This is a genomic window from Sphingomonas lacusdianchii, from assembly GCF_022664395.1.
In the GTDB taxonomy this organism is placed as follows: Bacteria; Pseudomonadota; Alphaproteobacteria; order Sphingomonadales; family Sphingomonadaceae; genus Sphingomonas; species Sphingomonas lacusdianchii.
On record NZ_JAKRET010000079.1, the window covers coordinates 1 to 870 of the forward strand.

Below are 870 nucleotides of genomic sequence, written 5' to 3' on the forward strand. Positions count from 1 at the left end.
CGTAGGGGAACCTGCGGCTGGATCACCTCCTTTCTAAGGTATGGTCCGAAAGCGCCTCGCTTTATGCGGGGAAGAGCTTCGTACCTTCCGCAGAACATTAAGCCGCCGTCCTCATGTCCCTTCATCAATAGGTTAGTCTGCGAGACGGAATAGCGTTCAGCTATTCTGCACGCAGACAAGCTCGGCCAGCGCGGCTGAGCTGCGCCATAAGGCGCGGCTTTGCCGCGACTGACGGCGCAGCGGGTACGGGCCGGTAGCTCAGGTGGTTAGAGCGCACGCCTGATAAGCGTGAGGTCGTAGGTTCAACTCCTACTCGGCCCACCAGTTAGTGCGGATGGTTCTAGCCAGCGCCACGGGCAAAGCCCGTGTCGTCGGTCGTAGCTGACGCTACGCCGGCCGTTCTTGCGACTGTGCAGAATAGCATTGCTATTCTGTCTCGTCGCTGGCGCATTGGGGCCTTAGCTCAGCTGGGAGAGCGGTTGCTTTGCAAGCATCAGGTCATCGGTTCGATCCCGATAGGCTCCACCACGCACTCCTGCGAAGCGAAGCGAGCAAGACTAACCTGTATTGATGAAGAGAACCGAGATCCTCGTGGTTGACACGAGGAGGGAGGCCGTTAAGGCGCGCTTTCCGATATTTGACATTGTGAATGGTTTTTTCAAATCGATGCCGTGAGGCGTTGGTTCGGAAAGGGAAGCGTAGCTGCAAGGCTGTGCCGACCAAAACGAACGAACGTTCATCACATCAAGGCTGAGCGATTTCAACCACACCGATACAAACCGCGATACACTGCTCTGCCGAGTTTCGTGTCGTTGCCTGCGGGTGACGATCCAGTGTTGTCGTTGGTGGTGTGGACTCTCAAGCGTGAGG

The 870-nt window shown here is 57.0% G+C and carries 1 protein-coding gene and 2 tRNA genes; 2 read left to right on the forward strand and 1 reads right to left on the reverse strand.

The genetic code is table 11. The features are described from left to right. Positions 1-247: 247 nt before the first annotated feature. Together MF607_RS22555 and MF607_RS22560 are read left to right on the forward strand one after the other, a co-directional pair. Positions 248-324 (forward strand) — tRNA-Ile (locus MF607_RS22555). Positions 325-452: 128 nt separating this feature from the next. Then, positions 453-528, forward strand: a tRNA-Ala gene (locus tag MF607_RS22560). 29 nt (positions 529-557) lie between these two features. Here the strand turns inward: MF607_RS22560 and MF607_RS22565 are convergent. Next, positions 558-870, reverse strand: a 313-nt coding sequence (locus MF607_RS22565; protein WP_242122398.1) for a hypothetical protein, incomplete at its 5' end; no start/stop codon positions are given.